A 23612-nucleotide genomic window follows, 5' to 3' on the forward strand; every position below is an offset into this window, starting at 1 on the left:
GCGCGGCCGTGAACTTCCGCAACATTTCGTCCTGGGCGATCCGCAATCCGGTTGCCCCGATCGTCCTGTTCATCGCGCTGTCGCTGGCGGGGATCGTCAGCTTCATGAAGATGGACGTGAACCAACAGCCCGACGTCAGCTTTCCGCTGATCGAGGTGATCGTCAATCAGCCCGGCGCGGCGCCGACCGAACTCGAGACGCAGATCACGCAACGCGTTGAGGCGGCGGTCCGCGGCGTTTCAGGCGTGGATGAGATCACCTCGTGGATCAGCGAGGGGACGACCCGCGTCGCGGTCCAGTTCATGATCGGCACGCCGGTGGACCGCGCGGCGAACGACGTCCGCGATGCGGTCAGCCGCATTCGTGGCGAGCTGCCCGAGGGCATCCTCGAGCCGCAGGTCAACCGCGTCGACGTGGAAGGTGGGCCGATCGCCTATTTCTCGGTCAGCGCCGTCGACATGACGCTCGAACAGCTCAGCTGGTTCGTCGATGACACTGTCGCCAAGCGGCTCCTGTCCATCCCCGGCATGGCGCAGGTGAGGCGCGGGGGCGGCGTCGATCGCGAGATCCGCGTCATTCTCGACCCCGCGCGCATGCAGGCGATGGGCGTCACCGCGGCGCAGGTGAATGCGCAGCTGCGCCAGACCAACGTCAATGCCGCGGGCGGCCGCGCCGAGATTGCGGGCGCCGAGCAGGCAGTGCGCGTGCTTGGCAATGCCGACAACGCATTGATGCTGAGCGAGAAGCAGATCCAGCTTCCCGGCGGCCGGGCGGTGAAGCTCGCCGACATCGCGACCGTCAAGGATGCTTATGCCGAGCAGCGCAACGTTTCGCTGATGGGCGGGCGGCAGGTGCTGTCGATCGCGCTCAACAAGGCCAAGGGCGCGTCCGACGTTACCGTCTACGACGAATCCGAGAAGGTGCTGAAGAAGCTTCAGGAGGAGCATCCCGGCCTGAAGTTCGACCTGCTCTATACCAGCGTCAAATACACCAAGTCGCAATATCACAGCGCCATCTCCGCCATGTGGGAAGGCGCGGTGCTGGCGGTTCTCGTCGTCTTCCTCTTCCTGCGCGATTGGCGCGCGACCGTCATCTCGGCGGTTGCCATCCCGCTCTCCGCAATTCCGGCCTTCTGGTTCATGGACCTGATGGGCTTCACCCTGAACAACCTGTCGCTGCTGGCGCTCAGCCTGGTTGCGGGCGTGCTGGTCGACGATGCCATCGTCGAGATCGAGAACATCGTCCGCCACATGCGCATGGGCAAGACGCCCTACCAGGCGTCGATCGATGCGGCGGACGAGATCGGGCTGGCAGTGCTCGCGACGACGATGGCGATCGTTGCCGTCTTCCTGCCCGTCGGCCTCATGCCGGGCATGACCGGGCAGATGTTCAAGCAGTTCGGCCTCACCGTCGTCGTCGCGGTGCTGCTCAGCCTCGCGGTCGCGCGCCTGATCACGCCGATGATCGCGGCCTATTTCCTCCGCGATGAAGGCAAGCTCGGCCACCATGTCGAGAATCACTGGCTGATGCGGCTCTACCTCTCGCTCCTTCAGGTCTCCCTGCGGCATCGCTGGAAGACGGTGGGCGTCGGCGCGCTGGCCTTGGCGGCCACCGTGGTCGCGTTCATGACGCTGCCGAGCACCTTCATGCCCGACGTCGATTCGAACGACAGCCAGGTGACGGTCACGATGGTGCCCGGCACCACGCTGGCGCAGACGCAAGCGGTATCGGATCAGGCGGCGCGCATCCTCGCTGCCGCCCCCGAAGTGTCGCAGGTGTTCGAGGATGTCGAGGTGGGCAGCGCCAACCTGTTCCTGACGCTGAAAGATGGCGACCAGCGTGAGCGCACGCGCACCGAGTTCGAGCGCGCCTATGCCGGCAAGTTGCGCGACATCGCGGATGCACGGGTGAATTTCCAGTCGCAGCAGGGCGGCGGCTTCGGCCGCGACATCATCGTCATGCTCGCCAGCTCGGATCCGGCGCTGCTGCAGCAGACCGCACAGAAGCTGGTCGGCGAGATGAGCCAGATTCCCGAGCTTCGCGCCGCCCGCGTCGAGGGCGATCTGCCCCGGCCGGAGATCACCATCCGCCCGCGGCTGGATCTCGCGGCAAATCTCGGCGTCACCACGGCCGCGCTCAGCCAGACGATCCGCATCGCGACCTTGGGCGAGATCGACCAGAATGCCGCCAAATTCTCGCTCAGCGATCGCCAGATCCCGATTCGCGTCGCACTGGACGAGGGCGCGCGGCGCAACCTGTCGACGATCGAGAACCTGCCCGTGCCGACAGCCAGCGGTGGTTCGGTGCCGCTGAAGGTCGTCGCCGATATCGGCTTCGGCGCGGGCCCCTCGCAGCTGCGCCGCTTCAACCAGGAGCGTCGCATGGTGATCGGTGCGGATCTCGCCCCCGGTGTCGTCTCGGGCACCGCCAACGCCAAGATCCGCGGGCTGCCGACGATGAAGGCGCTGCCCAAGGGCGTCGCCGAGGTGAATGCCGGCAACAAGAAGTTCGAGCAGGAAATGATGACGAACTTCGTCGTCGCCGTCGTCTCGGGCGTGCTGCTGGTCTTCGCCGTGCTCGTGCTGCTCTACAAGCGCGTGCTGCCGCCATTCGTGAACATGGGATCGCTGCTGCTGGCGCCGCTGGGCGGAGCGCTGGCGCTGCACATTGCGGGCGAGCCCATCTCGATGCCCGTCTATATCGGCCTGCTGATGCTGCTCGGCATCGTCGCCAAGAACTCGATCCTGCTCGTCGATTTCGCGCTGGAGGAGATGGGCAAGGGCATCGACAAGACGGTTGCGATCATCGACGCGGGCCGCAAGCGCGCGCAGCCGATCGTGATGACCACCGTCGCGATGGTGGCGGGCATGGTCCCCGTTTCGCTCTCGCTCGGCGGAGACGGATCGTGGCGCGCGCCCATGGGCATCACCGTGATGGGTGGGCTTATCATGTCCACCCTGCTCACGCTGGTCATCGTGCCCGCGACCTTCAGCCTGGCGGTCGGGTTCGAACAGTGGATCGGTCCGCGCCTCGGCCGCCTGCTCGGCGCGGGCCCCGGCGAGCAGCGCCCGACGGAGCCGGTAGCGGCGGAGTGAAGCCTGCCCTAAAGCGTGCCCCATGAGGATCGCCTTCATGGGCACGCCGGACTTCGCCGTGCCAACGCTCGATGCACTCGCCGCCGCGGGGCACGACATCGCCGCCGTCTACACGCAGCCGCCCCGCCCCGCCGGTCGCCGCGGCCGTGTGCTCACCCCCTCGCCGGTCCAGGCGCGGGCGGAGGCGCTTGGGTTGGAGGTGCGCAGCCCTGTGTCGCTGCGCGATCCCGCCGCGCAGGCCGCCTTCGCCGCGCTCGATCTCGATGCCGCGGTGGTCGCGGCTTACGGGCTGATCCTGCCGGTGCCGATCCTGGCAGCTCCGCGCCATGGCTGCCTCAACGTGCATGCGTCGCTCCTGCCGCGTTGGCGGGGGGCGGCGCCGATCCAGCGCGCGATCCTGGCGGGAGACGTGGAAACCGGCGTGACGATCATGGACATGGAGAAAGGGCTCGATACCGGGCCGATGCGCGCGACCGTGCGCGTGCCCGTGGCGGACAAGGATGCAGGCTTGCTGACCGCCGAGCTTGCAGCAGCGGGCGCCGCCCTGATGGCGCAGGTGCTGGGCGATCTCACCGCTTTTCCATCCACGCCGCAGCCGGAGGACGGCGTGACCTACGCCGCCAAGATCGACAAGGCTGAAGCACAGCTCGACTTCACCCAGCCGGCCGAAGCGCTGGAGCGGAGCGTCCGCGCCTTCAATCCGGCGCCCGGCGCATGGTTCGCGTTCGGCGAGGACCGGATCCGCGTGCTCGCCGCCGAGCTGGCGGACGGCCGAGGCCTGCCGGGCGAGGTGCTCGACGGGGGGCTGATCATCGCCTGTGGCGAGGGCGCGATCCGGCCGACGCAGGTCCAGCGCGCCGGCCGCGGCCCCGTGGCTACAGCGGAACTGCTGCGTGGGCTGCCGATCCCCGCAGGGACGCGGCTCTGATCGAGCGATGCCGCGCTTCCGCCTGACGATCGAGTTTGACGGCCGCCCGTTCATGGGCTGGCAGCGTCAGTCGCACGGTCCCTCGGTGCAGCAGGCGATCGAGCGGGCGGCGACGCGCATCACCGGCGAGACCGCGCCGGTCCACGCCGCTGGGCGCACGGACGCGGGCGTTCACGCGCTCGGCATGGTCGCGCACGTCGAACTCGCCCGCGACATCACGCCGTTCAAGCTGATGGAGGCGCTGAACTGGCACCTGCGCCCAGACCCGATCGCGGTGATTGCGTGCGAGACGGTGGCGGACGACTGGCACGCACGCTTTTCGTGCATCGGCCGTGCCTATCTTTACCGCATCGTCAACCGCCGCGCACCGCTGACGCTGGAGGCCGGGCGCGCGTGGCGCATTGCCGCCCCGCTCGACGCAGACGCGATGCACGATGCAGCACAGGCGCTGGTCGGCCTGCACGATTTCACGACCTTCCGCTCGGTTGCCTGTCAGTCGGCCAGCCCGGTCAAGACACTCGACCGGCTTGCGGTGCGGCGGGACGGGGATGCGGTGCTGGTCGAGGCGGCGGCGCGGTCCTTCCTGCACCATCAGGTCCGCTCGATGGTGGGGTGCCTGGCGCTGGTGGGTCAGGGGCGCTGGAGCCGCGCAGATCTTCTTGAGGCGCTGGAGGCGCGCGACCGGCAGGCACTTGGCCTGAATGCGCCACCGGACGGGCTCTATTTCGTCACGGCGCGCTATGACTGAGAAGCACCCCGGCCTTCTGCAGGCCGGGGCACGGAAGTCTTACAGCGCGCCTTCGATCCAGCCCTTCAGCTGGCTCTTCGGGGCCGCGCCAACCTTGGTCGAAGCGGGCGCGCCATCCTTGAACAGGATCATCGTCGGGATGCCGCGGACGCCATACTTGGCCGGCGCGTCGGGATTCTCGTCGATGTTGATCTTGGCGATCGTCACCTTTTCGCCAAGCTCGTCCGACAGCTCCTCGAGGCTCGGCCCGATCATCTTGCAGGGCCCGCACCACTCGGCCCAGAAATCGACGACGACAGGCTTGTCGGCGGCGATGACGTCGGCGTGGAAGCTGGAATCGGTGACTTTCTTGGTCGCCATGGATGGGAACTCCTGCGGATAGCGGTTGCCGGCCGATGTAGGCAGGCGGCGGCCTGCCCTCAACCGACTCGAACGGGCTTTTGCTCCTCGGCCACGAAGCTGGGCTTGTGCGCGTCGAGTAGTTCCGGCGGCAGCGGCAGCAGCACGGGTGCAGCGGTGTAGACCAAGGCCGCCTCGATCCGGCGGTCGGGAAAGATCACGGCGAGGGCGGCGGCATAGGCGGCCATCTGCCGCAGGTGGTGCGCCGGCGCAGCCGCCGCATCCGCAGGCACGCGCCGCCCGGTCTTGAAATCCACCACGCGGACGCGGTCGGGCTCGACCAGCAGGCGATCGACGGTGCCCGAGACGACATGCCCGTTCGCCAGCACCGCCGCGATCGGCGCCTCCGCCAGCGCGTTCGGTGCGAACAACGCGGCGAAGGCCGGATCGCCAAGGATCGCACAGGCATCCGCGGCGAGCGCAGCGCGCTCCGCCGCATCGTCGACACCGCCGCTCGTCTCAAGCCAGCGCTGTGCCGCCTCGCTGCGCCGCTGGGGCGGCAAAGCGGGCAACCTCTCGAACAGGGCGTGAAGCAGCGTGCCGCGGCGGGCGGCTGCACGTGCGGCGGGCCCCGGCGGCGGTGCCGCCACATCGTCAGGACCAATGGCGGATGGGGCGAGCGGACGCGGCGGCCGCGCCTCGACCGGAGCGGGACGCCGCAGCCATTCGGGCGCATCGGCGGCAATCCGGACCACCGGCCGCGTGCGTGCGCGCGCAGGCACCTTGGCGGTGCCGCCGCGATGATGGCGCGCTCCCGACCAGCGCGCGTCCTCCTCCCACTCGCTGCCAAGTGCGGCGAGCGCGCGGTCCACCGCCGCCCACCAGCTGTCCGCCGGTGCCTCGCCCTTTGCCCGCGCCCTTGCGCCGAGCGCGCCTGCGACCACCAACCGCTCCTCCGCCCGCGTTGCCGCGACGTAGAGCAGCCGCCAATGCTCCTCGCGCTCCAGCCGGGCCTGCGCGCCATGCGCATCGGCAAGGCTGCCGGCCCGCTCCTCCTTGCGCGGCGCGAAGACGGGGACGGCGGCGTCGCCCACCGGCCAGCGGATCGGCTTGGCGCGTGCCGCATCGGGATCGGAGGTGGCATCCGCGAGGATGACGAGCGGCGCCTGCAATCCCTTGGCGCCATGCACCGTCATGACGCGAACGGCATCGAGCGGCGCGGCGGGATCGCGCTTGATCTCCACCTCGCCGCCGTCGAACCATTGCAGGAAGCGCTGGAGCGACGGCGCCTGCTGCGCCTCGAAGCCGACAGCGGCGCTGACCAGTTCCTCGACCGGATCGCGCGCTTCCTCCCCCAGCCGCGCAAGGATGCGGCGGCGTCCCTCCAGCGGGCCCGACAGGATATGTTCGAGGAAGCGGTGCGGCGTGAGCAGATCGGCGCGGGCGAGCAGATCGCGCAGCTGTCCCGCCGTCTCCGCTTCGTGTGCTGCCTCGCGCACCGCCCGCCACAGCGTGTCGGGTCGTCCGAATGCCACGCGGTAGAGCCGGTCCTGGTCCCAGCCGAACAGCGGCGACACGAGCAACGCCGCCAGCGTCAGATCGTCCTCCGGCTGCACCGCGAAGCGCATCGCCGCGAGCAGATCCTGCACCGCCAGCGGCGCATCCAGCCGCAGCCGGTCGACACCCGCGACGGGCACGCCCTCCGCATGCAGCCGCGCAACGAGCAGCGAGGCGAGATCGCCGCGCTTGCGCACCAGCACCAGCACGTCTTCCGGGCGGAGCGGTCGACCCTGGCTCTCCAGCATCAGCCCTTCCTTCAACCATTCGGCGATCTGGCGGGCGAGCGTCGCGGCATAGAGGCGGGCGGCATCGTCAACCCAGCCCTCTTCGCCCTCCTCGGTCGGCTCGGCCGCGCCGATGAACGGCCGCCACAAAGTCACCGTGCCGGGCCCGCCCTTGGCGCTGCGATGCGCCTCAAGTTCGTCGGCGATGCCGAGCGTATCCGCGCCGAGATCGTCTAGCAGACGGTCCACCAGTTCCAGTACCGGAGGGGTCGAGCGGAAGGATTGGCTGAGGCCGAGCCGCTGGAAGGGGCGGTCCGCCTGTTCGGCCAGCCGCTCGAAATGCTGGCGGGCGGCGCGGAACGCCTGCGGATCGGTGCCCTGGAAGCCGAAGATCGCCTGCTTGAAATCACCAACGGTGAAGATGGTGCGGATCGTACGACGAGTTCCGGTTTCCGGGTCGCCGCGCGCGCCCTCCCCGGCGAAATAATCGGAGGCGAGCGCCGCGACGATCGCCCATTGCCGCGCATTGGTGTCCTGCGCCTCATCGACAAGAATGTGATCGGTCGCCTGATCGAGCTTGTAGCGGATCCAGTCGCCGATGCCGTCCTGCCCGAGCAGACGAACCGCGGTGCGGATCAGATCGTCGAAATCGACCAGCCCGGCCGCCCGCTTCGCCGCATCATAGGCCGCGGCATAGGCCTGCCCCGCGCGCAGCCCCGCGCCGAGCAGATCGGCCAGCGCCGCCTGCGCCGCCATGTCGAGCATCTCACGGCAGGCATCGCCGAGCCGGCTGCACAGGTCCCCATAGTCGGCGGTGTGCGCCACCAGCTTGGGCGAATGCTTGCGCGGCTCGCCCGTCTTGACGCAGGCGACACTGAGCAGATCGCTTAGCAGCAGCGCCCGCCCCGCCGCGTCGGCGGCCAGGAAGGCGGCGATCACATCGGCATGGGCCAGCCCCTGCTTCGTCGCCCAGGCGGCATTCGCAGCGGCGATGCTGCGCAGCAAATCCTCGTCGAACGCGCCACAGCGAGCGTGGATCGTGGCGTCGATATCGCCGAGTGGCAGGCCGAGCGCATGCCGCAACCGCGCGCCGATCCCCTCACGGCTGCCGAGCGCGGCCATGGCCTCCGGATCGCGGGCGCAGGTGACGAGATAGGCTTCCGCCCCCTGCTCACCCAAGCGGCGGGAGAGGCGCGCGACATCGTCGCCGAGCCCCAGATCGCCACCGGCCTCCGCCGCAACCAGCATCTCCGCCAGCACGGATCGGGCCAGCGCCGCCTCTTCCCGCCCCTCCAGCGGGCGGAAGCCGGGTGCCAGCCCCGCCTCCGCTGGAAAGCCGGCGAGCAGGGTCTGGCAGAAAGCGTGGATGGTCTGGATGCGCAGACCCCCGCCACCCGCCTCCAGCACGCGCGCGAACAGCGTGCGCGCGCGGGCGAGCAGGCGCGGGTCGTTGGGGTCCTCGCCCAGCGCCCACAACTCCTCGCGCAGCCGGCTATCCTCCAGCCGCACCCAGTAAGCCAGGCGCTCGTTCAGCCGCTGCGCCATTTCGGCAGCGCCCGCCTTGGTGAAAGTGAGGCACAGGATCGCGCCCGGATCGGTACCCGCGAGCAGGAGCCGCAGCACGCGCGCGGTGAGCACGTGCGTCTTGCCAGTACCCGCGCTGGCGGACAGCCAGACGAGCGAGCCCGGATGCGATGCGGCGAGCTGCGCGCCCTGCAGGCGGATGAGGGGTTTCAGCCGCGCCATCAGCTTTCGCGCCCATACCATTCGTCCTTGCGGGCGAGTTGATCGTAATCGCCATAAGGCGCATATTCGGGATGGAGCAAAGCGGTGAAAGGCGCGTCGCCCGTCAGCCAGCGTGCCGCCGCCGCCTCAATCTGGCGCGCGGCACGCGCGGTCATCTCGGCGGGGTCCGGCCCCTGCCCATCCCTGCCGGGCTCGATCCGCGCGACATGGCCGAGCTGCCCATCCTTTTGCGCCAGCGACCAATATTCGAACGCCGCCGCCCGACCTTCCACCCCCTCGAACCCGCCGCGCTCCGCGATCAGTCCGAGAAGGCCAAGCTGCATGGCAAAGCCCTCCGCAACGGCGCGTTTCGAGGGCGGCTGGCCGGTCTTGTAGTCGACGATGGCGAGCTTGCCGTCCTCGAGCCGATCGATCCGGTCGACCGTGCCTTCCAGCAGGATCTCGCCCACCTGCGCCTTGCCCTTCAGCTCCGCCACCAGCGGGCGCCGGCCGGCCGCCGCATCCGCGCCCATCCGCTCCGCCACCCAGGCGACCGCCTCCATCAGACGCGGCGTCCACAGCGCGCGCTGCACCGGGTGCGCGGCGATGCCCTCCAGCAAGGCCTCCGCCCGACCGAGCAGAGCGGCGGGGTCGCCATCATCCTCCTGGATCCACTGCTCGAAGATCTTGTGAACCGCGCTGCCGCGCCACGCTGCGGCAAGGTCCGCGTCCACCGCTTCCAGCGCACCGAGGCGCAGCATCGATTGCGCGTAGAAGGCGAAGGGATCGGCATTCAGCCGGTCAAGCCGCGTGACGGCGATCCGGTGCGGGCGATCTGCGACGGGCGGGCGCGGCGCCGGGCGGGGCGCGTAGGCCGGCCGCTCGGGCGCTGGATCGAGCGCGCGGGCCCACCGGCAGACGAGCGGCGCGCGCGTGATGCCGCCGGTCATCGCCTCCAGCCGCAGCCACAGCCGCGATGCGACGGTGGGCGCGCGTGCATCCCGCCGCGCGCGGGTGACGAGCACACGCGGGCCACCCAGGCCGAGTGCGAAATCATGCGCGGCGAGCCCCACCCGCCGCTCCAGCCCCGGCAGGCCGAGCAGGCGGCGGATGGCGGGCGCCAGCCAGGGATCGGGCTGCGGCACGGATGGCCACACGCCCTCGTTCAGGCCGCCGAGGATGGTGAGATCGGCCTGCTGCAACCGTGCCTCGATCAGGCCGTAGATGGCGACGCGTGGGTGCCCGCCCTGCGGCGGCCGCACCGCGACATCGTCCATCAGCACCTTGAGCAGCGATGGCAACGCATCCGCGCGCACCGTCCGCGGCCCTGCCGCGGCGCAGCGTTCCAGCCCCTCGAACAGCTCCGCCATGGCGCGTCCCGCCGGCCCTGCCCACGCCGCATCCCCGGCCAGCACCTCGATCGCCTCGCGCAGCAGCGCCAACGCAGGACCGAGCGCCCCCGGTGCCACACTCTCCAGCGGTGCGAGCAGCGGCACCGCCCCGTCCCACCAGCGCGCGGCGACGTGCCAGCGGGCCGCAGCGAGATGCGTCGTCACCCCGGCCAAGCCCGGCCCGGGCCGCGGCCCGCGCAGCGCCCGATCGAGCGCGCGCGCACCCTCCAGCCACGCCAGCCTGCCCTCGCCCGCACGGACCAGCGGATGCTTGACCAGCGCGAGCAACGCCACCGGCGCGAACCGCTCCGCCACCGCCTCCGCCAGCGCGAGCAGCAAGGTGCCGGGCGGCGTCGCCGTGAGCGGCACGCCCGCCGAATCGTCCGCCTCGATATTCCAGCGCGCGAGATGCGCGACGACACGGCGAGCCAGCGTGCGATCGGGCGTCACCAGCGCGACGGTGCGTGCAGGCACCTCCAATGCCTCGCGGATGGCGACGGCGATGCCCTGCGCCTCCTCCGCCGGATGCGCGAAGTCTGCCGCACGCACGCCCGTCAGCCGCCGCTCCGCAGGCTTCAGCGTCCGCCACTTGGCGGTGAAGGCGGCAGGCGTCATCGCATTGTTGATCGCCCGTGCCCGCGCTGCCGGAGCATCGCGTCCGCTGCCCCGCCGCCAGCCGCGCACATCCTCCCGCGTCGCATCCATGCGGTCGAGCAGCAGCTTGAGATGATATTGCGGGTGCGTCTCCAGCGATGGCGCTGCGATGCCTGTTACGGGATCGGGCGCGTGCGGCCCGAGCGCGCGCCACTCCTGCTCCGGCATCAGCCGGTCGAGCCCGGGCAGCACGACCATCCCCTGGGGCAGGCGGGCGATGGTGCGGAGCAGCCGCGCGACGGCCGGTGCCGAACCGGTGATGCCCGCGGCGACGACGAAGCCCGCGGGCGGCGTCACCGTCCACCGCTCCGCCGCGCGCGCGAGCAATCGGTTACGCCGCTCCGCCAGATCGATCCGGCCGGCCTTCTCCAGCTCGGCAGGCCAACGGGCGAGGATCAGCTCCAGCACCGCCAGCGAACGCTCCCAGTGGAGCGCCAGCACCCCACCGCCATCCGCCTCCGCCACGGCATCGCGCAGGCGGGCGGGATCGATCTCCTCGCCATGCAGCTGATCGAGCGTGCGGGCGAGATCCGCGGCAAGCCGTGCCGCCTCCCCCGCATCCACCGGCTCGCCGGCAATCTCGCGTGCTTCCTGCACCAGCCGCGCAAGGATCAGCCGCCGGGCCAGCGGCTCCATTGCCGGCGGGATCGGCGCCGCATCATCAAGCGGATCGAGCATCGGGCCCAGCCGCTCGTCCAACGCCTCGTCCCCGATGGCGGCGAGACGCGGCAGCAGCAGCCCGCCTTCCGCCCGTCGAACGAACGCATCCTGCATTGCCCGCACCGCACGATTGTTCGGCAGCAGCACGAGCCCGCGGGCCAACCCCAGCGGATCGCCGCCATAGCGATCGATCAGCCCCGCCGCGAGCGAGTCGGCAAAGGCGCGGTGCGGGGGAACGGAGAAGATGGCGGGACCGGACACGCCCTGCCTTTAGAACAAGGGTGGAACGGGTGCCAGTGGCGCGGCCTTATGCCTCGGCCAGCAGCGCCTCGGTCCGCCCGATCGCAGGGGGCGTTCCGACGTCGAACCACAGCCCCTGATGGACCACGCCATAGGCCCGTCCCGCGGCGATCGCACGGTCCCACAGGATGTTGGTCGAGAAGGGGCCGGCAGGCGCATCGGCGAGCAACCGGCGCGAGACGACCTGCACGCCGCTGAACACGAACGGTGCCACGCGGCCGCTGCGCCGCCGGGTCAGCCGCCCGAGCGCATCCATGTGGAAGTCGCCCGGCCCACCGTGGCAATTCGCCCGAGCGAGAGGCACGACCAGCATCAGCGCATCCATGCGCTCCTCGTCCCACCGCTCGCTCAGCAGGCCGATCGCATCGACGGGCCCGTCGATCCAGAGATTGTCGCTGTTGGCGACGAGGAAGGTGTCGTCGCCGATCAGCGCCTCGGCCTGCACCATGCCGCCGCCCGTCTCCATCAGCATGCGCCGCTCGTCGGAGATGAGGACATCCAGATCGGCGGCCTTGTAGCGGAGATGCGCCTCCATCGCGTCGGCGAAGTGGTGGACGTTGACCACCACGCGGTGGATGCCGGCGGCGCGCAGGCGATCGAGCACATGGTCGATCAACGGCTGCCCGGCCACCTCGACCAGCGGCTTTGGCCGGGTCGCGGTGAGCGGGCGCATCCGCTTGCCGAGGCCCGCCGCCAGCACCATCGCGGTGCGGAAGGGCGCGGCATGGCTGGCCGGGCGAAGCGAGAGGGGCGCGGAAAAGCGGTTCATGCAAAGGCACTCCACGCATCGGCACGCGCCGCCACCGGCACGTTCGCATCGAACCAGGCGCGCACAGGCGCGAGCGCCGGATGCGCCAGATCACGCTCCAGATAGCGCCACACCCGCGGCTGATAGCCGAGGTAAGCCGGCTTGCCGTCGCGCTTCCAGAGCCGCGTGAAGATACCGAGGATCTTGGCATTCCGCTGTGCGCCGAGCAGCGCATAAGCGGTCCGGTCGAGCTCGCCATAATGATCGAGCATCTCGGCCTCCAGATCGGACGACACGTCCCGCCGCGCATCCTGCAGCAGGGAGACGAGATCGTAGGCCGGGTGGCCGGCAAGCGCATCCTGGAAGTCGAGCAGGCCGAGACTGCCGTCGGCCAGCAGCATGACGTTCTCGGCATGATAGTCGCGCAGCACCGTCACGGCACGGCTCTGCGCGACATCGCCCAGCACGCTGCCCCAGGCATCGGTATAGCCATCTGCGTCCACCTCAATGCCGAGCGCCGGGGCATACCATTCGGGGAACAGGCCTACCTCGCGCAGCAGCACCGCCATGTCATAGGCCGGCACCGGCGCGGCGGGATGCGCGTGCAACTGCCACAGCAGGTCGATCGCCTGCGCGTAGACCGGCCGCTCGCGCGCCGGATCTGCCTCCACCACTTCCTTCATCCGCGCGTCGCCGAAATCCTCCAGCAGCACGAGGCCCGCCGCGAGATCCTGCGCCAGCACCGCGGGTGCGCGGAAGCCGAGCATGCGGAGGTGATCCGCCACGCGCAGGAACGGCCCGCAATCCTCATGTTCGGGCGGTGCATCCATCAGGACGGCGCGGCCACGCTCGCCCACCACGCGGAAATAGCGGCGGAAGCTGGCATCGCCCGCAAGCGGCAGGATCGCGGCGCCGCCCCAACCCGCCGACGCGAGGAAAGCGGGCGCCGCCACGGGCGGAATCATCGGAGCGGCCATCGCGCTCCCCAAGCCGCCGGCGCCTGCCAAGTCAAGCGGCGGCCACCACCCGGATCGGGCGAGAGCGTCAGGCGGAGCGCGGGGCCGGGCAGCGCGCGGCCGCCATGTTCTGGCCACTCGACGAGCAGCGCGCCATCGAACAGGTAATCGTCGAGGCCCAGCTCCTCCAGCGCGCTTGGATCGTCGATGCGGTAGAGATCGACATGCGCCACCGGCAGCCGTGTCTCGGGCGTTGCGTAAGGGATGACGATGGGGAAGCTGGGGCTCGCTGCCTCGCCATCGAGCCCGAGCGCGGCCAGTGCGCCGCGTGCGAAGCTGGTCTTGCCCGCGCCAACCGGCCCGGAGAGCGTCACCACATCGCCCGCATGCAGCACCGCGCCAAGCGCGCGGCCCGCGGCTTCGGTCGCCTCCGCATCGGCGAGATAGAGGCTCACGCCCGGCGCGGCAGGCGCAGGATCACTGCCGTCCCCTCCCCCACTTCGCTGATCAGCTCCACCGTGCCGCCATGCGCCTCGGCGAAGCGGCGGGCGAGCGGCAGGCCGAGCCCGGCGGCGGCGCGGCCCTCGCCCGGCGCGCTGCTGCCGCGGTGGAAGCGATCGAACACGCGCGCGCGCTCCGCCTCCGGGATGCCGGGGCCGTTGTCCGATACGACAATCTCGATTTCGCGCTCGTCTCCGCGCGCACGGAACAGCACACGGCCGCCCGGCTGGGTATAGCCGACGGCGTTGCGCAGAAGATGGTCAATCGCCTGCTTCAGCCGCCGCTCGTCCCCGCGCGAAACCCCGACCGAGCCATCAACGTCCACCACGAAATCCAGCCGCCGCTCCTTCGCGCGTGCCGCCGCTTCATCAGCAGCGGCGCGGGCAACGGCGGCGAGATCCACCGCCTCCTCCGCCAGCGCCAGCGTGCCCGCGTCGCTCTGCGTCAAATCCAGCACGTCGTCGATCAGGCCGGACAGACGCGTGACCGAGAGCAGGATCGCCTGGACGTAATCGCCCGCCGTCTCGCTCAAGTCCCCGGCATAGCCGCCCGCCAGCATCTCGGCGAAGCCGCCGATCGAGGTGAGCGGCACGCGCAGTTCGTAGCTCATGTTGGCGACGAACGCGGTCTTCAGCCGGTCCGCCTGCTCCAGCGCCTCGGTGCGACCGCGCAGCGCCTCCTCGATCTGCCGTCCGGCGGTGATGTCGAGCATCGTGAACAGCGCATTGCCATCGGGCAGCGGCACCGCGGCGAACTCGAAATGGCGTCCGTCGGCGAGCGACACCCGCCCCGACCGCGCCTGCCGCTCCACCGTGGCGATGCGGACCAGCTCGCGCAGCAGCCCGGCGCGCGACGGCGTCGCCAGCCGCGCGCCGATCGCGTCGACCAGTGCATCGACGCGGGGATGCGTGGCAAGCTCCGCCTCGCTCAAGCCCCAGACGTCGCGAAAGCGGCGGTTCCACAGGTTGAGCCGGCCATCTGCCGCGAACACGCCGACCGCCTCGAACAGGCTGTCGAACGTGGCATTGCGCACCTGCAACAGCGTATCGCGCGCCGACGCAAGCTGGACCTGCTCGGTCCGATCCTCGAAGATCAGCAGCAGCCCGCCATCAGGCGTCGGCTGGGGCACGACGCGGATGTGCCGCCCGCCGGGCAGCAGCCATGCTTCCTCCGCCACCGCCTCGGCCGTGAACCATTGCCGCCGCTCGGCCTTCCAGCGCGGGAAGTCGCGGCTTTCGGGCGCGCGGCCGGTCTCGCGCAAACGGTCCAGCACGCGATCGAACTCGGGCCGGTCCGCCAGCCAGTCGGGCTGGAGCGCGAACAGGCGCAGGAAAGGCTGGTTGTAGAAGGCGAGGCCCCGGTCGGCACCGAACAGAGCGACACCCGCGGACAGCCGATCATAGGCATCGCGCTGCGCCCGCGCGAAGCGGACGAGGTCGCCGCGCGCCTCCTCCAGATCGCCGACATCGACGGCATAACCGGCGACGCCGGTCGGCCCGAGCGGCACATCGACGATGCGGACAGTGCGACGCTGCCCGGCGATAGTGGCGGGCGCGGTGCGCTCGGCGATCTGGCCGCTCTCGCGCGCGGCCGCCGCTGCGGACAGCGGCCCCTTGCCCGCGCTCCCTTCGACCAATTCCAGCCCCCGCGCGATGGCATCCTCCGCGTCCGCCGCTTCGACGGCGCGGACATAGGCCTGGTTGACCAGCGCGAGCTTCAGATCCGGCCCGCGATACCACATCGGGAAGGGTGCCGCCTCGATCAGCGCGGCGACGGCGTCGAGTGTCTGCGACAGGCGCTCAACCTCGCGGGCCAGCCGCTCCTCGGCGCGCGCGCGCTCGGTCAGATCGAACCACCACAGGCTCGCCCCGCCATTCGGGGCGGCGCGCGCTTCCACCAGCAGCACGCGGGACGATCCGGCGACATGCATGGTGCGCGCCTCCGGTGGTGCGCCCCGCAGCGCCGCCTGCGCCAGCGCCAGCAAGGCGGATGCCTCGCCTTCTTCGAAGGTATCCGGCGGCAGATCGGTGAGAAAGCGGGGGAAGCGTTCGATGCCAAGCCGATCGTACAGCCGCAGATCGGCCGTACAGCGGCCATCCGACGCCAGCTCGAGCAGGAGCGCCGGACCGGTTCGCAGCAAAGCCGCAAGCCGCGCCGCCTCACTTTCCGCCGCGCGCGCGGCGAGGCCGCGGCGCAGCCCCCACGCAACCGCCCAGACGCCTGCGATCAGCCACAGCGCGGCAACGACGCCGAGCAGCGCAAGGACAAGCGGCGAAAGGGTCACGCGAGGCAGCGCGGGGTGGCCATGAAGGGGGTCTTAGCGCGAGGTTTGCGACTGCGGCAGGGGAAAGATGCCGCTTCAAGCCACAGGTGCAAGGATGGCCAAGATTTCGGCTCAGCAGCGCCCGCGTGATGCTGGCTCGCCCCATGGCGTCGCGCACCTTTGGCGCACGACACCACCTGTTGGCAGGTTTCGCCGCACCTTCGTCGCAGCGATGGTCGTGCAAGCCGCCAATTTCTTGCGGTCCCGCGCTTCAATCCGCCTGGCACGCCTCCTGCAAAGTCACCGCCATGCGCTCGCCATGCAGAAGGATGTGAGATCATGACCGCTACCAACCCCGGCCTCGTCGCCCGCAGCGACACCTTTCTCGGCGTCTGCGAGACGCTGGGTGAGGATCTGCGGGTGCCGGCGAACCTGCTGCGGATCGCGTTCGGCGTGGCCTTGGCGCTGACGCCGGTCGCTGCGCTGGTCGGCTATGTCCTGCTCGCCGGCGTGATCGCGCTGACCCGGTTCGTCTGGCCGGCTTCGGTGCGCGAGAGCGTGGTGGCGGCGCCGCTCAGCGGGGCGAATGACGACCTCGCCGTGCCGCTGGCGGAGGCCGCCTGACGCGAACGGGCGCGGAAGGCTGTTGCCCTCCGCGCCCGCCCGTGCCGATCCGGCAAGGATCGATCAGTAGCGGTAGTGATCCGGCTTGAACGGCCCCTCGGTGGAGACGCCAATATAGCCGGCCTGCTTCGGCGTCAGCTTGGTCAGCTTCACGCCCAGCTTCTCGAGGTGGAGCGCGGCCACCTTCTCGTCGAGATGCTTGGGCAGGACGTAGACCTGGTTCTGATACTGGTCGGCCTTGGTGAACAGCTCGATCTGCGCCAGCACCTGGTTGGTGAAGGACGAGCTCATCACGAAGGACGGGTGGCCGGTCGCGCAGCCGAGGTTCACGAGCCGGCCCTTGGCGAGTACGATGATCTGCTTGCCGTCGGGGAACTCGACGAGGTCGGTGCCCGGCTTCACCTCGGTCCACTTGTAGTTGGACAGCGCGGCGATCTGGATCTCGCTGTCGAAGTGGCCGATGTTGCAGACGATGCTCATCGGCTTCATCTTCGCCATGTGCTCGGCGGTGATGACGTCGGCATTGCCCGTCGCGGTGCAGAAGATGTCGGCCCGCTCGACCGCCTCTTCCATCGTCACGACCTCATAGCCCTCCATCGCGGCCTGCAGCGCGCAGATCGGATCGATCTCGGTGACCATGACGCGCGCGCCGCCGTTGCGCAGCGACGCGGCCGAACCCTTGCCGACATCGCCGAAGCCGGCGACGCAGGCGACCTTGCCGGCCAGCATCACGTCCGTCGCGCGACGGATCGCGTCGACCAGCGATTCCTTGCAGCCGTAGAGATTGTCGAACTTCGACTTGGTCACGCTGTCGTTCACGTTGATCGCGGGGAAAGGCAGCTCGCCCTTCTTGGCGATCTCGTACAGGCGGTGGACGCCCGTGGTCGTCTCCTCGGAGACGCCCTTGATCGCCTGCACCGTGCGGGTGAGATAGCCCGGCTTGGCGGCGATGAACGCCTTCAGCGCGCGCTGGAACTCGACCTCTTCGTCATTCTCCGGCTCGGACAGCGTGCCGCCGGCCTCGAGCTTGGCGCCGAGCAGCGCGAACATGGTCGCATCGCCGCCGTCGTCGAGGATCATGTTGCAGGGCTCGTCACCCCAGTCGAAGATCTTGCCGACATAGTCCCAATATTCGGCCAGCGTCTCGCCCTTGACGGCGAACACCGGGATGCCGCGCGCGGCGATCGCGGCGGCGGCGTGATCCTGCGTCGAGTAGATGTTGCAGGTCGCCCAGCGGATGTCGGCGCCCAGATCGGCCAGCGTCTCGATCAGCACGGCGGTCTGGATCGTCATGTGCAGCGAGCCGGTGATGCGCGCGCCCTTCAGCGGCTTGGAGGCGCCGAACTCCTGACGGAGCGCCATCAGGCCGGGCATCTCGGTCTCGGCGATCTTGATCTCGGCGCGGCCGAAGCCGGCGAGCGAGATGTCGCGGACGAGATAGTCGGTGAACGTGTCTTCGATTGCGGCGGTGGCCACGATTCAAGCTCCCGGATGCCGCGGACGAGCGGCGCGAACAGGCGCCTCTCCTAGCCGCCGCATGTGACAGATGCAAATATAAAGATGTCTTTATATGTGACGCAGCGACGGCAGGCCGGCCGCGCGCGGACCGTTAAGTTGACAAAGGTGACACTCAGACGCCCTTTTCCGACACGCGCCCCGGTAGCTGTAGGACAGCCCCGGGTGCGAGCCAGATGGGTTCGTATCAGGCGATTTCCGACAAAGCGAGCCGTTTGCCGCCCGCGCTCAATTCGGGACGCAGAGGCCCGTGCCGCCGGAATTGCACGCGCCGCCCGTCACCGCCGGCGTGCGGCGATCGTCGCGCTCGTTCTGCCATTCGCGCTTGGTCTTGCAGGTGCGATAGCCCTTCACCAGCGAACCGGTCTCGATGAAGCGCTTGCAGATCATGCGGCTGCCGGGATCCGCCGCACGCTCGGGCGCGTCGTTGCCCTTCGGCTCCTGCCCCGCCATCGCCGTCGTCGCCAGCAGCATCGACGCCACGATTCCGATCCCCGCAATACGCACTCTCGACCTCCCCGTTGAACCCGTCAGGCGTGCCCGGTCGTCGGCGCGAGCAGCCTGGCATCGATGCCTACGCCGGCGAAGGTGGAAGACCAGCGTTCATCGACCAAAGTGTCGAACAGCACGTCATCGCTGCCCGGCGTCGCGAACCAGCCGTGGCGCGTCAGTTCCTCGTCCAGCTGGCCCTCGCCCCACCCGGCATAGCCGAGTGCGACCAGCCAGCGCGACGGCCCCTTCCCGGCCGCCAGCGCGCGCAGCACGTCGAGCGTGCCGGTCAGCCCCCAGCGCTTGCCGACATGGACCGTTTCCTCGCCCGACCAGTCCTGCCCGTGCAGCACGAAGCCGCGCTGTGGCTCGACCGGGCCGCCGAGATGCACCGGCACGTCGGGTGCGGCACCCGGCTCGATGTCGAGCTGGCGCAGCAATTCGTGCAGCGTCAGGCCCGGCACGACGCGGCCGACCCCGATGCCGAGCGCGCCTTCCTCATCATGCGCGCATACCGCGATCACCGCGCGTTCGAACCGCGGATCGCCGATGCCGGGGAGCGCCAGCAGCAGCTGGCCGCTGAGAAAGGGCGGTGTCTCCATCTCCCGATTATGGGGAGCTTGACCGATCCGGTCCAGCCGCGACAGTCACCATATCTTCAGCGATTACCGTGCAAGGCGAAGGGGATGCCGGCCGTTTCCGTAATCATCCCTGCTTATGGCGTCGCGCCCTACCTGGGCGAGGCGCTGCAATCCTTGCAGGCGCAAGGCCACCGCGATTGGGAGGCCATCGTAATCGACGATGGCGATACCGCCGCCGTCGCCGCCGCCTTCGCGCCCTTCGCAGACGATCCGAGGATGCGGCTGCTGGCCACCTCCAACGGCGGGCTGGCCGCGGCGCGCAATCGCGGTATCGCCGCGGCCACGGCGGACACGATCTCGCTGCTGGACGGCGACGACCTGTACATGCCCGATTATCTGGAGCGGATGCTGGCGGCGCTGGCGGCCGATCCCGAGATCGGCTTCGTCACGTGCGACGCGATCCTGTTCGGCCTGCCCGCACGCGACGGGCGCCGTTTCTCCGAATTCGCCGCGCAGGCCGAGCCGATCACGCTGGAGCGGGTATTGAGCCGCACGTTCAACGTGTTCGGATCCTGCACCATCCGGCGAAGCGCGCTGGCGCAGGTCGGCTATTATGACGAGGCGATGCGCTCGGCCGAGGATCTGGACTTGTGGGTGCGCCTGCTGGAGGCGGGGTGGCGCGCCGTGCTCGTGCCCGAGCCCCTGCTGCGATACCGCCGCCGGCCGGATTCCCTGTCCGCCGCCACGCTGCCGATGCTGCGCGCCGAGCAGCGCCTCTATGCCGCGGCCGAGCGGCGGCTGACCGGGCGGCCCGAGCAGGCGGCCGCGCATGCGGGCCTGTGCCGCGCGGAACATGCCATCGCGTTCGAAGAGGGCGAGGCGCTGGTGCTGGCAGGACGCGTGGGAGAAGGCGTGCGGCGGCTGCGCGAGGCGGGGCCGCGCACGCGGTCGCCCTCCTGGCGCGCCTTGCTCCTGGGGATGCAGCTTGCCCCATGGCTGGCGCCTGCGACGATGCGCTGGCGGATCGCCCGCGCCGCGCGGTGCCTTTCGCAGGCAACGATGCTGGGCTAGATCCCGCGGCCCGGAGCCGGCGGGGGCCTTTGCCCCGAATAACCGGCGCCCCTAAGGAGATATGCCATGGCGATCCAGGTCGGCGACAGCCTGCCCGACGTGAAGCTGGTCAGGATGACCGACAGCGGCCCGGAGGCGGTGCAGACGGGTGACTATTTCAAGGGCCGGCGCATCGCCCTCTTCTCCGTCCCCGGCGCCTTCACGCCGACCTGCTCGGCGCGGCACCTGCCGAGCTTCGTCGAGCGGGCGGACGAGCTGAAGGCCAAGGGCATCGACGAGATCGTCGGCACCGCGGTGAACGACGCCTTCGTCATGGGTGCGTGGGGCAAGAGCGGCAACGTGGGTGACCGCGTGACCCTGCTGGCGGACGGCAATGGCGATTTCGCCGATGCGCTCGGGCTGACGATGGACGGCTCGGGCTTCGGCCTCGGCCGGCGTGGGCAGCGCTTCTCCATGGTGGTGGAGGACGGTGTCGTGACGCAGCTGAACGTCGAGGCACCCGGCGAGTATCGCGTGAGTTCAGCCGAGCATATGCTCGGTCAGCTCTGAGGCCGACCGCGACCGGAACAGGATCGAAACCAATGCCAAGCGCCCGCAGCTATGCCATCATCGACGAGCTGGACAAGCTCTACCGCGCCTCCGTCGCGTCGCTGCGGGCGGCGCTCGGCCGCTATATCGACCATGGCGAGCGGCCGGACGATGCAGCGCGGGCGGCGGGCGCCTTCTGCTACCCCGAGATGCGGCTGCGTTATGGGGGCGGCGTGGCCCGCGCGCATTCCCCACGCGCCTATGGTCGCCTCACTGCGCCCGGCGACTATGCCATCGACGTGACGCAGCCGGCGTTGTTCCGCGATTACCTGGCCGAGCAGATCGACCTGCTGGTCGAGGATTATGGCGCGGAGATCGAGATTGGCCGCGGGCGCAAGGAAATCCCTTACCCTTACGTCCTCGATGCGGGCCACAATCTCGACCTGACGGGCACGGCGGCGGCGGAGATCGCCCGCCTGTTCCCCGCGACCGAGCTGGCGCAGATCGGCGACGAGGTGGCCGACGGCTTCTGGATGGGGGTGGACCAGCCGCGGCCGCTGGCGCTGTTCGATGCGCAGCGCACCGATTTCAGCCTTGCGCGGCTGCGCCACTATACGGGCACGCCGCCGTCCCACATCCAGAACTATATCCTGTTCACCAACTACCATCGCTATGTCGACGAGTTCGTCCGCTGGGGCGCGGCGCAGCTGAGCGATGACGGGCCGTATCGCACGCTCTCCTGCGCGGGCGGGCTGGAGCTGCACGGCGCGGGCGCGGATCCGGACGAGGCGATCACCGACAGCGCGTGGCGGCGGCACCAGATGCCGGCCTATCACCTGATCGGTCCGGATCGCAGCGGCATCACGCTGGTGAACATCGGCGTCGGCCCCTCCAACGCCAAGACGATCACCGATCACCTGGCCGTGATGCGGCCGGAGGCGTGGCTGATGATCGGCCATTGCGGAGGTCTCCGCCCCTCGCAGCGGATCGGCGACTATGTGCTGGCGCACGCTTATCTGCGCGACGACCATGTGCTGGATGACGTGCTGCCGCCGGAAATCCCGATCCCGCCCATCGCCGAGGTGCAGCAGGCGCTCTACGCCGGCGCGGAGGCGGTGTCGGGCCAGTCGGTGGAGGAGTTGAAGGCGCGGCTGCGGACGGGCACCGTCGTCACCACCGACGACCGCAACTGGGAGCTGCGCTACACGCGCTCGGCGCTGCGCTTCAACCAGTCGCGCGCCGTCGCCATCGACATGGAGTCGGCGACGCTGGCGGCGCAGGGCTATCGCTTCCGCGTGCCCTATGGAACGTTGCTCTGCGTGTCGGACAAGCCGATCCATGGCGAGATCAAGCTGCCGGGGCAGGCCAACCGCTTTTATGAGCGGGCGATCGCCGAGCATCTCAAGATCGGCATCGCCGCGATCGACGCGCTGCGCGCGACGGGAGAACGGCTGCACAGCCGCAAGCTGCGCGCGTTCAACGAGCCGCCGTTCCGCTGATCGCGAACGGCGCCCCCGCTCAGCCGCCCAGGAAGTTGGCCATTTCCTGACCGAGTTCGGGCCGCGTCACCGCGCTCATATGCCCGCCCGGCACCTCGGCGAAGCGGGCGTTGCGCAGCACGTCGGCGAGCGCGGCGGCAGAGCCATTGTCCTGATCGTCGACGCCCGTCACCACCAGCATCGGCGTGTCGAGCGCCTCGAGCGCGGCCATCGGCGTCGGCGCGAAGCTGTCGAGCAGCGGCAGCAGCGCTTTCGGATCACCCTTGGTCGTCTTGAGGAACGCCTCCGTCATCCATTCGGGCGAGCCGCGCTCGAACGTGCCGGGATTGCGCAGGACGTGGCGGAAATGGTCGACGCGGCTGCCGAGATCGAGCAGCCCTTCCAGCCCCATGCCTGCAAGGATCGCGCGGCGGGGCCGGCTCCCCCGCACCAGCAGCCGCGTCGTCGTGCGGCCGCCCAGCGAATAGCCGCCGAGATCGAAGTCGGTGAGGCCGAGATGCGCGATCAGCGCCTCCTGATCGGCGGTCAGCACGTCTGCCGGATAGAGCGCAGGATCGTGCGGCTTGTCGCTTGCCCCGTGCGCACGCAGATCGGGCATGATGACGCGGAAGCCGCGCGCGGCGATGGCGGCGGCATGGCCGTAGCGCACCCAGTTGGTTAAGGCGTTCGAGAAGAGGCCGTGGATCAGCATCACCGGCCACCCCTCCCCCAGCTCATGCCAGGCGAGGCCGACGCCGTCGGGCGCGGTGAAACGGTGCGACTTCAGGTCAGTCGGGGAGTTTGCCAACAGTCTTCATCCAGCGATCGACGACATTCTTGTTCTCGTCCGAACGCTCGCCCGGCAGGTGCGATGCGTCGAGCCATGCGGGCAGGATGCTCTCGGACGCGTAGTTATGGACCGGCCTGAAGCGCGACGGATCGTCGAACGAGCCGAGCGTCAGGTCGATATTCTCGCCCGCCTCGACGAACGCGAAGCCGAGCGGCGTGCCGCAGGCCGAGCAGAACGGACGCTGCGCGATGGCGGAGGAGCGATACCAGTCCGGCTCGCTCAACCAGCGCACATCGCCGACGGGCACGTTGACGAAGGCGATGGAGGCACCGCCGGTCGCGCGGCGGCACATCTTGCAGTGGCAGAGATAGGCGTCGTCGGACGCGATCTCCGCCTCGTAACGGACGCGCCCGCATTGGCAGCCGCCGGTCATCATCGTCATGT

The 23612-nt window shown here is 69.9% G+C and carries 20 protein-coding genes; 8 read left to right on the top strand and 12 right to left on the bottom strand.

The annotated features are described in order from the left end of the window. Positions 1–8 precede the first annotated feature (8 nt). The 3 genes from BM360_RS09630 to truA are packed head-to-tail and all read left to right on the top strand — an operon-like array spanning position 9 to position 4771. On the top strand, positions 9–3095 hold the full coding sequence (locus BM360_RS09630) for an efflux RND transporter permease subunit (protein WP_093314118.1): 3087 nt from the start codon (positions 9–11) through the stop codon (positions 3093–3095). A 22-nt stretch (positions 3096–3117) separates the two neighbouring features. Further along, the gene (gene fmt, locus BM360_RS09635) at positions 3118–4023 is read left to right on the top strand and encodes a methionyl-tRNA formyltransferase (protein ID WP_093314120.1); all 906 of its coding nucleotides are present in this window, start codon (positions 3118–3120) and stop codon (positions 4021–4023) included. 7 nt (positions 4024–4030) lie between these two features. Next, entirely contained in the window at positions 4031–4771 is a 741-nt protein-coding gene (truA, locus tag BM360_RS09640; RefSeq protein ID WP_093314122.1) for a tRNA pseudouridine(38-40) synthase TruA, read from the top strand. A gap of 39 nt (positions 4772–4810) precedes the next feature. Here truA and trxA read toward each other — a convergent pair whose 3' ends face one another. From trxA to BM360_RS09675, 7 genes are read right to left on the bottom strand one after another with little or no spacing between them, the layout of a single operon-like run. Continuing rightward, on the bottom strand, positions 4811–5131 hold the full coding sequence (gene trxA / locus BM360_RS09645; RefSeq protein ID WP_093314124.1) for a thioredoxin: 321 nt from the start codon (positions 5129–5131) through the stop codon (positions 4811–4813). Between the two features lie 59 nt (positions 5132–5190). Then, positions 5191–8640 (bottom strand): double-strand break repair helicase AddA, encoded by a 3450-nt coding sequence (gene addA, locus BM360_RS09650; RefSeq protein WP_093315967.1) that lies wholly within the window; start codon positions 8638–8640, stop codon positions 5191–5193. After that, on the bottom strand, positions 8640–11585 hold the full coding sequence (addB, locus tag BM360_RS09655; RefSeq protein ID WP_093314126.1) for a double-strand break repair protein AddB: 2946 nt from the start codon (positions 11583–11585) through the stop codon (positions 8640–8642). The genes addA and addB overlap by 1 nt, the downstream gene beginning before the upstream one ends. A gap of 46 nt (positions 11586–11631) precedes the next feature. After that, the gene (locus BM360_RS09660; RefSeq protein WP_093314127.1) at positions 11632–12393 is read right to left on the bottom strand and encodes a nucleotidyltransferase family protein; all 762 of its coding nucleotides are present in this window, start codon (positions 12391–12393) and stop codon (positions 11632–11634) included. After that, positions 12390–13349: an aminoglycoside phosphotransferase family protein gene (locus tag BM360_RS09665; protein WP_242653429.1), complete on the bottom strand. Its 960-nt coding sequence runs from the start codon at positions 13347–13349 to the stop codon at positions 12390–12392. The genes BM360_RS09660 and BM360_RS09665 overlap by 4 nt, the downstream gene beginning before the upstream one ends. Then, positions 13334–13783, bottom strand: coding sequence for a tRNA (adenosine(37)-N6)-threonylcarbamoyltransferase complex ATPase subunit type 1 TsaE (gene tsaE, locus BM360_RS09670; RefSeq protein WP_093314129.1), 450 nt, complete (start codon positions 13781–13783; stop codon positions 13334–13336). Before tsaE ends, BM360_RS09665 begins: the two co-directional genes overlap by 16 nt. Beyond that, positions 13780–16113, bottom strand: coding sequence for a sensor histidine kinase (locus tag BM360_RS09675; RefSeq protein WP_093314131.1), 2334 nt, complete (start codon positions 16111–16113; stop codon positions 13780–13782). Before BM360_RS09675 ends, tsaE begins: the two co-directional genes overlap by 4 nt. 94 nt (positions 16114–16207) lie before the next feature. Between BM360_RS09675 and BM360_RS19760 the strand changes: the two genes are divergently transcribed. After that, the gene (locus BM360_RS19760; protein WP_131819230.1) at positions 16208–16435 is read left to right on the top strand and encodes a hypothetical protein; all 228 of its coding nucleotides are present in this window, start codon (positions 16208–16210) and stop codon (positions 16433–16435) included. After that, entirely contained in the window at positions 16432–16716 is a 285-nt protein-coding gene (locus BM360_RS09680) for a PspC domain-containing protein (RefSeq protein WP_093314133.1), read from the top strand. Before BM360_RS19760 ends, BM360_RS09680 begins: the two co-directional genes overlap by 4 nt. A gap of 63 nt (positions 16717–16779) precedes the next feature. On the opposite strand, the gene ahcY is transcribed toward BM360_RS09680, so the two are convergent. The 3 genes from ahcY to BM360_RS09695 all read right to left on the bottom strand — a co-directional run bounded on the left by ahcY (position 16780) and on the right by BM360_RS09695 (position 19322). Then, positions 16780–18192, bottom strand: a complete 1413-nt coding sequence (ahcY, locus tag BM360_RS09685; RefSeq protein WP_093314135.1) for an adenosylhomocysteinase — start codon at positions 18190–18192, stop codon at positions 16780–16782. Positions 18193–18459: 267 nt separating this feature from the next. Continuing rightward, positions 18460–18738, bottom strand: coding sequence for a hypothetical protein (locus BM360_RS09690; protein WP_131819231.1), 279 nt, complete (start codon positions 18736–18738; stop codon positions 18460–18462). A gap of 23 nt (positions 18739–18761) precedes the next feature. After that, positions 18762–19322 carry a YqgE/AlgH family protein gene (locus BM360_RS09695; RefSeq protein ID WP_093315969.1) on the bottom strand — a complete coding sequence of 187 codons (561 nt, stop codon included), beginning with the start codon at positions 19320–19322 and terminating at the stop codon, positions 18762–18764. Between the two features lie 84 nt (positions 19323–19406). On the opposite strand from BM360_RS09695, the gene BM360_RS09700 reads away from it, so the two are divergent. The 3 genes from BM360_RS09700 to BM360_RS09710 all read left to right on the top strand — a co-directional run bounded on the left by BM360_RS09700 (position 19407) and on the right by BM360_RS09710 (position 22399). After that, the gene (locus tag BM360_RS09700; protein WP_165611269.1) at positions 19407–20372 is read left to right on the top strand and encodes a glycosyltransferase family 2 protein; all 966 of its coding nucleotides are present in this window, start codon (positions 19407–19409) and stop codon (positions 20370–20372) included. A 66-nt stretch (positions 20373–20438) separates the two neighbouring features. Next, the gene (locus BM360_RS09705; RefSeq protein WP_093314141.1) at positions 20439–20921 is read left to right on the top strand and encodes a peroxiredoxin; all 483 of its coding nucleotides are present in this window, start codon (positions 20439–20441) and stop codon (positions 20919–20921) included. 32 nt (positions 20922–20953) lie between these two features. Then, the gene (locus tag BM360_RS09710) at positions 20954–22399 is read left to right on the top strand and encodes an AMP nucleosidase (RefSeq protein ID WP_093314143.1); all 1446 of its coding nucleotides are present in this window, start codon (positions 20954–20956) and stop codon (positions 22397–22399) included. A 19-nt stretch (positions 22400–22418) separates the two neighbouring features. On the opposite strand, the gene BM360_RS09715 is transcribed toward BM360_RS09710, so the two are convergent. After that, positions 22419–23186 (bottom strand): alpha/beta fold hydrolase, encoded by a 768-nt coding sequence (locus BM360_RS09715; protein ID WP_093314145.1) that lies wholly within the window; start codon positions 23184–23186, stop codon positions 22419–22421. After that, positions 23167–23604, bottom strand: coding sequence for a GFA family protein (locus BM360_RS09720; protein ID WP_423228912.1), 438 nt, complete (start codon positions 23602–23604; stop codon positions 23167–23169). Before BM360_RS09720 ends, BM360_RS09715 begins: the two co-directional genes overlap by 20 nt. Positions 23605–23612: the final 8 nt, after the last annotated feature.

It is taken from the genome of Sphingomonas jatrophae, from assembly GCF_900113315.1.
Taxonomy (GTDB): domain Bacteria; phylum Pseudomonadota; class Alphaproteobacteria; order Sphingomonadales; family Sphingomonadaceae; genus Sphingomonas_P; species Sphingomonas_P jatrophae.

Excerpts from the sequence above, each read along its gene's own strand:
- BM360_RS09680 (WP_093314133.1), top strand. The coding sequence starts at position 16,432 with ATGACCGCTACCAACCCCGGCCTCGTCGCCCGCAGCGACACCTTTCTC.
- BM360_RS09705 (WP_093314141.1), top strand. The coding sequence starts at position 20,439 with ATGGCGATCCAGGTCGGCGACAGCCTGCCCGACGTGAAGCTGGTCAGG.
- BM360_RS19760 (WP_131819230.1), top strand. The coding sequence starts at position 16,208 with ATGGCCAAGATTTCGGCTCAGCAGCGCCCGCGTGATGCTGGCTCGCCC.
- truA (WP_093314122.1), top strand. The coding sequence starts at position 4,031 with ATGCCGCGCTTCCGCCTGACGATCGAGTTTGACGGCCGCCCGTTCATG.
- BM360_RS09660 (WP_093314127.1), bottom strand. The coding sequence starts at position 12,393 with ATGAACCGCTTTTCCGCGCCCCTCTCGCTTCGCCCGGCCAGCCATGCC.
- trxA (WP_093314124.1), bottom strand. The coding sequence starts at position 5,131 with ATGGCGACCAAGAAAGTCACCGATTCCAGCTTCCACGCCGACGTCATC.
- BM360_RS09700 (WP_165611269.1), top strand. The coding sequence starts at position 19,407 with ATGCCGGCCGTTTCCGTAATCATCCCTGCTTATGGCGTCGCGCCCTAC.
- BM360_RS09720 (WP_423228912.1), bottom strand. The coding sequence starts at position 23,604 with ATGATGACCGGCGGCTGCCAATGCGGGCGCGTCCGTTACGAGGCGGAG.
- BM360_RS09695 (WP_093315969.1), bottom strand. The coding sequence starts at position 19,322 with ATGGAGACACCGCCCTTTCTCAGCGGCCAGCTGCTGCTGGCGCTCCCC.
- BM360_RS09665 (WP_242653429.1), bottom strand. The coding sequence starts at position 13,349 with ATGGCCGCTCCGATGATTCCGCCCGTGGCGGCGCCCGCTTTCCTCGCG.
- BM360_RS09710 (WP_093314143.1), top strand. The coding sequence starts at position 20,954 with ATGCCAAGCGCCCGCAGCTATGCCATCATCGACGAGCTGGACAAGCTC.
- fmt (WP_093314120.1), top strand. The coding sequence starts at position 3,118 with ATGAGGATCGCCTTCATGGGCACGCCGGACTTCGCCGTGCCAACGCTC.
- addA (WP_093315967.1), bottom strand. The coding sequence starts at position 8,640 with ATGGCGCGGCTGAAACCCCTCATCCGCCTGCAGGGCGCGCAGCTCGCC.